Genomic DNA, 8,413 nt, shown 5'->3' with positions numbered 1-8,413 from the left:
AAGCCTGGAGCGCCCACACTTCCATTTCCCCGAAGCGCTGGCCGCCGAACTGCGCCTTGCCGCCCAGCGGCTGCTGGGTGACGAGGCTGTACGGCCCGATCGAACGCGCGTGGATCTTGTCGTCGACGAGGTGGTGGAGCTTGAGCATGTAGATGTAGCCCACGGTGACGCGGCGATCGAACGCCTCGCCGGTGCGGCCATCATAAAGTTCCACCTGGCCCGAGGTGTCGTAACCCGCCAGCGACAGCATGTCGGAAACATCCTGTTCGCGGGCGCCGTCGAACACCGGCGTCGCCATCGGCACGCCGTTCTTCAGCACCTTGGCCATTTCGACGATCTGATCCGTCGAACGCGCTTCGATCTCGGCATGATATTGCGCGCCGTAGATCGTCTTGAGGCGATCCACCACGGCAGCCGGCGGAGCGGCGGCAGCGGGGTTCGGATTGGCCTCACGCCACGCTTCCAGAGCCTCCGTAACCTGCTGGCCAAGACCGCGGGCGGCCCAGCCGAGATGGGTTTCGAAGATCTGACCGACGTTCATGCGCGAAGGCACGCCGAGCGGGTTGAGCACGAGATCGACGGGCGTGCCATCCTCCAGGAACGGCATGTCTTCGACCGGCAGGATGCGCGAGATGACGCCCTTGTTGCCGTGACGGCCGGCCATCTTGTCGCCCGGCTGCAGCTTGCGCTTCACCGCGACGAAGACCTTGACCATCTTGAGCACGCCCGGCGGCAGCTCGTCACCGCGCTGCAGCTTCTCGACGCGATCCTCGAAGCGCGCCTTGATGACGCCGGCGGCGTCGTCATACTGCGCTTTCACGGCTTCCAGATCGGCCTGGCGGGCATCGTCCTGAACGGCGAACTTCCACCATTCGTGACGTTCGACCGACGCCAGAACTTCCTCGTCGATGGTCGCGCCCTTCTTGACGCCCTTGGGGGCGCCGGTGGCGACGTGACCGAGCAGCATGTCGCGCAGACGGGCGAAGGTGGCGCGGTTGAGAATACCGCGCTCGTCCTCGGCGTCCTTGCGCAGACGATCGATCTCCTCGCGCTCGATCGCCATCGCGCGCTCGTCCTTGTCGATGCCGTGGCGGTTGAACACGCGCACGTCGACGATCGTGCCGGCAACGCCCGGCGGCAGGCGGAGCGAGGTATCGCGCACGTCCGACGCCTTTTCGCCGAAGATGGCGCGGAGGAGCTTTTCTTCCGGCGTCATCGGGCTTTCGCCCTTCGGCGTGATCTTGCCGACGAGGATGTCGCCCGGCTCCACCTCGGCGCCGATGTAAACGATGCCAGCCTCGTCGAGGTTGCGCAGCGCTTCTTCACCGACGTTCGGAATGTCGCGGGTGATGTCCTCCGGCCCGAGCTTGGTGTCGCGGGCCATGACCTCGAACTCGTCGATATGGATCGACGTGAACACGTCGTCCTTCACGATGCGTTCGGAGATCAGGATCGAGTCTTCATAGTTGTAGCCGTTCCAGGGCATGAACGCGACGAGCGCGTTGCGGCCCAGCGCCAGCTCGCCGAACTCGGTCGACGGGCCGTCGGCGATCACGTCGCCCTTCTGGACGACATCGCCAACCTTCACCAGCGGACGCTGGTTGATGCAGGTCGACTGGTTGGAGCGCTGGAACTTCATCAGCGTGTAGATGTCGACGCCCGACTTGCCGGCCTCGACCTCTTCGGTCGCGCGGATGACGATACGGGTCGCGTCCACCTGGTCGACGATGCCTGTCCGGCGGGCACCGATCGCGGCGCCGGAATCGCGCGCCACGGTTTCTTCCATGCCGGTGCCGACGAACGGCGCCTCGGCACGGACGAGCGGCACGGCCTGACGCTGCATGTTCGAGCCCATGAGCGCGCGGTTGGCGTCATCGTTTTCCAGGAACGGAATGAGCGAGGCCGCGACCGACACGAGCTGCTTGGGGCTGACGTCCATCAGGGTGATCTGATCGCGCGGGGCGATCAGGAATTCACCGGCCTGACGCGAGGACACCAGTTCCTCGACGAAGCCGCCATCGGCCGTCAGCTCCGCGTTCGCCTGCGCGATCGTGTGCTTGGCCTCTTCCATCGCCGACAGATAGACGACCTCGTTGGTCACCTTGTTGTCCACGACCTTGCGGTACGGCGTTTCGATGAAGCCGTACTTGTTGACGCGGCTGAACGACGCGAGCGAGTTGATCAGACCGATGTTCGGGCCTTCCGGCGTTTCGATCGGGCAGATACGGCCATAGTGCGTCGGGTGAACGTCGCGGACTTCGAAGCCCGCGCGTTCACGGGTGAGACCGCCCGGCCCGAGCGCCGAGACGCGACGCTTGTGCGTCACTTCCGACAGCGGGTTGGTCTGGTCCATGAACTGCGACAGCTGCGACGAGCCGAAGAATTCGCGGACGGCCGCCACGGCCGGCTTGGCGTTGATCAGGTCGTTCGGCATCACCGTCGACACGTCGACCGACGACATGCGTTCCTTCACGGCGCGTTCCATGCGGAGCAGGCCGACGCGATACTGGTTTTCGAGCAGTTCGCCCACCGAACGCACGCGGCGGTTGCCGAGATTGTCGATGTCGTCGATTTCGCCCTTGCCGTCCTTGAGGTCGACAAGCGTCTTGACCACGGCGAGGATGTCGTCGCTGCGCAGCGTCGTCACGTCATCCGGGCATTCCAGATCGAGGCGCATGTTGAGCTTGACGCGGCCGACGGCCGACAGATCGTAACGCTCGCCATCGAAGAACAGGCCGGCGAAGAGGGCTTCGGCGGTTTCCTTCGTCGGCGGTTCGCCGGGGCGCATGACGCGATAGATCTCGCTGAGCGCGTGATCGCGATCCTCGACCTTGTCGGCCTTGAGCGTGTTGCGGATCCACGGACCGGTCGAGACATGGTCGATGTCCAGCAGCTCGAGCTTTTCGAGGCCGGCCTGATCGAGCAGGTCGAGATTTTCCGGGGTCACTTCGTCGCCGGCTTCGATCCAGATACGGCCGGTCTGCTCGTCGATCAGATCGAACGCGCTATACTTGCCGTAGATCTCGTCGGTCGGGATCAGCAGCACCTCAAGACCGTCCTTGCCGGCCTTGTTGGCGGCACGCGGGCTGATCTTGGTGCCGGCCGGGAACACGACTTCGCCGGTCGCGGCGTTGACGACGTCGAAGTTCGGCTTCTGACCGCGCCAGTTTTCCGGCACGTAGGGAACCTTCCAGCCACCTTCGCCACGGACCCAGGTGAGGCGGCCGTAGAAGTGGTTGAGGATTTCCTCGCCATTCTGGCCGAGGGCGTAGAGAAGCGTCGTGACCGGCAGCTTGCGCTTGCGGTCGATACGGACGTTGACGATGTCCTTGGCGTCGAATTCGAAATCGAGCCACGAGCCGCGATACGGGATGACGCGGGCGGCGAAGAGATACTTGCCCGACGCGTGCGTCTTGCCGCGATCGTGATCGAACAGCACGCCCGGCGAACGGTGCATCTGCGAGACGATGACGCGTTCGGTGCCGTTGACGAAGAAGGTGCCGTTCTCGGTCATGAGCGGCATGTCGCCCATGTAGACGTCCTGCTCCTTGATATCGAGCACCGAGCGGGTTTCCGTATCCGGATCCACCTCGAACACGATCAGGCGCAACGTGACGCGCATCGGCGCCGCATAGGTGATGCCGCGCTGGCGGCATTCATCCACGTCATATTTCGGGGATTCGAGTTCGTAGTGCACGAAATCGAGTTCGGCCGTGCCGGCGAAATCGCGGATCGGGAAGACCGAGCGCAGCGTCTTTTCCAGGCCCGAGACGTAACCGTCCTCGGGGCGCGAACGCAGGAACTGTTCGTAGCTTTCGCGCTGAACCTCGATCAGGTTCGGCATCTGCACCACTTCGTGGATGTTGCCGAAAACCTTGCGGATGCGCTTCTTCGCGGTGTTGATGAGGGCCTGGCCGGAAGCTGCCTGGGTCGCCATGAATTATCCTCGCGTCCGATCAAAAAAGTCACCGCCTCACAGCGGATCGCAGCCGATTCGTGGAAGGACTCCACGAAAAAAAGTGCGGGTCCGGGCCGTCGGAACCGCACTGCCTGCGTCTGGTAGAACCTCGTCTAACTCCCCATTCGTCGCGGCCTGTGCGCAACGCAGGCCGTGTCCCGGGAGCGGATGAGGCGGCCTGCACCCCGAGGAACGGGCTGAAGGGCCGGGAAATCCGTGAACAACCCATATAGGCCCGCTGTAGGATTTCGCAAAGGGGTTTGTGCCAGGTGGGGATCGGGTGGAAGGGGAAGCGCGCCCCGATCCTGCGGTCGGGGCGTTCCGGCGCTGGAAGGATTGCCGGATTTGGGGCAACACCGCAACGGCGGCACGATGTTCCGATGGGGAACAGGATGCGATGGGAGGGGACGGGGTGGCGGACCGCGAAGTGAAGGGCGGTGATGTGAGGGGCGGGGAAGGCTGGCAGCCGGATTGGTCGCGCGAGCATAAGGCTACCCTTGCGTGGCAGCCGTCGCGATCGCTGATGGCGAGCATCCGCGCCTATCAGGCGGCGGCGGCGAAGCGCGGGCCGATTGCCGGCATCGCCAGGCGGATCGCCGTGCTGCGCTATCGGTTCTGGAGCGTTGTCACCGGTGCGGACATCCCGCTCAACTGCGCGATCGGCGGCGGGTTGCTTCTGCCGCACCCCAATGGCGTCGTCGTCTATCCCAAGGCAGAGATCGGGCCCAATTGCCTGTTGTTCCAGCAGGTGACGCTGGGCACGCGCGGAAATCGCGGCGTGCCCCGGCTGGGTTGCTGGGTCGAAGTGGGGGCGGGCGCCAAGATACTGGGCGGCGTCACCATCGGCGATTATGCGGTGATCGGCGCCAATGCCGTCGTGCTGGATGATGTGCCAGCGCATACCGTGGTCGTCGGAATACCGGCCCGGCCGGTCGAGCGGCGTGTTGATGCTGACACAAAGGACTGACAAGAAACGGCTATGGCCATTTTGACAGCGGGAGAGAGCGTGCATATGGTTTGGCAAAGCCGGCGACTATTCGCCCCCGTGAGCGCACGAGGCCCGATGTGCCGAATTGGCCAGCGATGACCCAGTATGTGGCAAAGCACCCGAAGCGGGCAGGGCTGATGGCGGCCGGTGTCGGTTCGATCGCGGTGGCGGCGGCGCTGGCGGCGCCCGCGATGTTCGGCGTGGCCGATCAGGCGGTAGCGGCCGTGCCCGTTCCGCCGATGAGCCTTGGCATCAATCTGGCGCAGCCGAATTATTATTCTGCCGATCGCGCGCTGATGAATCTGGCGAAGGGCGCCGGGTGGGCGAGCCAGCGGCCGGGGGTGCGCGGCTGGCAGAAATTCGATCCCGCGCAGTTGGATGGCGCCGGGCGGATCAAGATGCTGCTGCCGGAGGAGCGTGGGAACCTGGCGCTGGTGCCGCCCGAGGGTGCCTTTGGTGACAAGCCGACCCGGATTCGCTGCACCTGGCAGGGGCGCGGCAGCCTTTCCGTCGGCGGCGCGGGCCGCGCATCCTCCAATGGCGGGCGCAGCATGGAGTTCGACTGGGCCCCGGCCAACGGCCCAAAGGCGCATACGGCATGGGTTACGCTGAGCCAGGTCGATCCCGCCGATCCGGTCCGCGACCTCGACTGCCGGGAGAAGGGGGCGTCGCCGACGGCCTTGTTCTCGCCGGCTTATCTTCGTTCGCTGACCGGCTATAAGCTGCTGCGCTTCATGGATTGGCAGAGCACCAATATCAATGCGCCGATCGATTGGGCGAACCGTCCGACGCCTGAGACGCAGAGCCAGGCGAGCAAGCAGGGCGCGTCCGTCGAACTGATGGTCGCGCTGGCCAATGAGGCAGGCGCCGATCCGTGGTTCGCAATGCCGTGGAACGCCGACGAGGATTTCCAGCGCCGGTTCGCGACCTATGTCCGCGACAATCTGGCACCCGGCCGCACCGTTTATGTCGAGATGGGCAATGAGGTGTGGAACTGGGCGTTTCGCGTGACGACGCAGGCCAAGGAAGAAGGCATGGCCGCCGGGCTTGCGCCGGGGAATATCGGCGAGGCGATGTTGCGCCGGTATGCCGAGAAATCGACCTGGATGCACAAGATCTGGGCCGATGTGTTCAAGGCGACGCCGAACCGGCTGGTGCGCGTGATCTCCACGCAGAACGCCAATCCCTGGTCGGCGCGAGTCGTGCTGGATTACAAGGATACGGCGCAGAATTTCGACGCGCTGGCGACCGCGCCTTATTTCGGCGGGGACACGTTCACGGGTGATCGCGTGGCGCAGACCGACCTCGATGCCGCGTTCCGCTTCATGAGCGCGGACGTCGATGCGGCGCTGGCCAAGGCGGCCGAGAACAAGACGCTCGCGGCGCGTTATGGCAAGCGTTACCTCGCTTATGAAGCGGGGCAGCATGTGACGAGCAAGGATACGGCCCTGATCGCTGGCACCAACCGCGATCCGCGCATGTATGACCTGTACCTCAAATATATGCAGGGGTGGCAGGCGCAGATCGGTGACACGATGATGCTGTACAATTCGGTTGGCCCGATCAGCCATTTCGGCGCCTGGGGTCTTAGCGAATATTCGGGCCAACCCGAGGCCGACGCGCCGAAACAGCGCGCGGTTTCCGATTTCATGCGGGGATTGGGCGGCGGCGAGGCGCGCGCGGCCAACTAACTGCGAGATATGAGAAGCGGGGCGGCGCCGGATACGGGCCGCCCCTTTTTTCGATCAGCCGGCGGCGGCGTCCACGGGCGCGCGGCCGCGCTTCACCATCAGCTTGTTGAGCGCGTTCACATAAGCGCGCGCCGACGCGACGAGGGTGTCGTGGTGCGCACCGCGTCCGCGCGTCGTGCGGCCGTCTTCCGACAGGAGCACCGACACTTCCGCCTGTGCATCGGTGCCGCCGGTGACGGCGTGGACCTCATAGCGTTCCAGCGAGCCCTTTTCGTGGGGCACGAGCTGGCGGATCGCGGCGAACAGGGCGTCGACCGGGCCGCTGCCGCGCGTTGCCGCGGTCTTTTCCTCGCCATCGATTTCGAGCGTCAGGATCGCGCGGGCCGGCCCGGTGCCGCAGTGGATCTCCACTTCCTTGACCTGGATGCGATCATGCCCGCGCAGCACTTCGTCGTCGACGAGGGCCACGATATCTTCGTCGAACACCGCCTTCTTGGCATCGGCGAGCGCCTTGAAGCGGACGAACGCGTCCTGGAAGGCATTGTCGCCGAGGCTGTAGCCCAGTTCCTCGAGCTTGGAACGGAAGGCCGCGCGGCCTGAATGCTTGCCCATGACGAGGTTCGACGTCGAGACGCCGACGCTTTCGGGCGTCATGATCTCGTAGGTCGACGAATCCTTGAGCATGCCGTCCTGATGGATGCCGCTTTCATGCGCGAAGGCGTTGGCGCCGACGATCGCCTTGTTGGGCTGGACCTGGAAGCCGGTGATGCCCGAAACGAGGCGGCTGGCGCGGGTGATTTCGGTCGATACGATGTTGGTGCGCACCGGCATCACATCGTGGCGGACCTTGAGCGCCATGGCGATTTCTTCGACCGCGGCATTGCCGGCGCGTTCGCCGATGCCGTTGATCGTCGATTCCACCTGCCGCGCGCCCGACATCACCGCTGCCAGCGTATTGGCGACGGCGAGGCCGAGATCGTTGTGGCAATGGGTGGAGAACACCGCCTGATCGGCATTGGGCACCCGGTTGATCATGTCGCGGAACATCGCGCCATAGGTTTCGGGCGTGGCATAGCCGACGGTATCGGGCAGGTTGATCGTCCGCGCGCCGGCGGCGATGGCGGTTTCGATCGCCCGGGCGAGGAAATCGGGTTCGGTGCGCGTCGCATCCTCGGCCGACCATTCGACGTCGGGGCAGAGGTTGCGCGCATGGGCGACGGTGCGGCCGATCGCTTCCAGCACTTCATCCGGGCTCTTGTTGAGCTTGACCCGCATGTGGAGCGGCGAGGTGGCGATGAAGGTGTGGATGCGAGGGCGTACCGCGTGGCGCACGGCTTCCCATGCGCGATCGATATCGGCGGTGGCGGCGCGCGCGAGGCTGGCGACGGTGGCCGACTTGCACTGGCGCGCGACTTCGCTGACCGCTTCGAAATCGCCCTGGCTGGCAATGGCGAAGCCGGCTTCGATGATATCGACGCCGAGCGTTTCGAGCTGGGCGGCGACCTGGAGCTTTTCTTCCAGGTTCATCGAGCAGCCGGGCGATTGTTCGCCGTCGCGCAACGTGGTGTCGAAAATCAGAATGGTGTCATTGCTATTGGGCACGGGAACCTGCTCCTGTCGCAGGGTTGTCGTTCGGGGTGGTTGCTTTGCCCTTAGGCGCCGTGGCTCGATGCCTCATCAGAGGCCAAGCAAAATCGCGCGCCTAAGGGCGCGTAAGTCGAAGCAGGAGAAGGCCACGGGGCGACAACATGATTCCGCCCATAACGCGGGGCGGTT

At 64.8% G+C, this 8,413-nt stretch carries 4 protein-coding genes; 2 read left to right on the top strand and 2 right to left on the bottom strand.

What is annotated here, in order from left to right; genetic code table 11:
• On the bottom strand, positions 1–3,937 hold a 3,937-nt coding region (gene rpoB / locus CHB74_RS13755), incomplete at its 3' end, for a DNA-directed RNA polymerase subunit beta (protein ID WP_089220198.1).
• Between the two features lie 433 nt (positions 3,938–4,370).
• On the opposite strand from rpoB, the gene CHB74_RS13750 reads away from it, so the two are divergent.
• Both CHB74_RS13750 and CHB74_RS13745 read left to right on the top strand, forming a co-directional pair.
• Positions 4,371–4,925: a serine O-acetyltransferase gene (locus CHB74_RS13750; protein WP_218821440.1), complete on the top strand. Its 555-nt coding sequence runs from the start codon at positions 4,371–4,373 to the stop codon at positions 4,923–4,925.
• Positions 4,926–5,053: 128 nt separating this feature from the next.
• A complete protein-coding gene (locus CHB74_RS13745; RefSeq protein ID WP_245842914.1) occupies positions 5,054–6,637 on the top strand; it encodes a hypothetical protein in 1,584 nt (527 codons plus the stop codon).
• A 54-nt stretch (positions 6,638–6,691) separates the two neighbouring features.
• On the opposite strand, the gene CHB74_RS13740 is transcribed toward CHB74_RS13745, so the two are convergent.
• Positions 6,692–8,239 (bottom strand): 2-isopropylmalate synthase, encoded by a 1,548-nt coding sequence (locus tag CHB74_RS13740; RefSeq protein ID WP_089220197.1) that lies wholly within the window; start codon positions 8,237–8,239, stop codon positions 6,692–6,694.
• Positions 8,240–8,413: the final 174 nt, after the last annotated feature.

Source organism: Edaphosphingomonas laterariae (assembly GCF_900188165.1).
In the GTDB taxonomy this organism is placed as follows: domain Bacteria; phylum Pseudomonadota; class Alphaproteobacteria; order Sphingomonadales; family Sphingomonadaceae; genus Sphingomonas_E; species Sphingomonas_E laterariae.
Note: the sequence above shows the minus strand (reverse complement) of the source record. Positions and strands in the feature narration are given on the sequence as shown.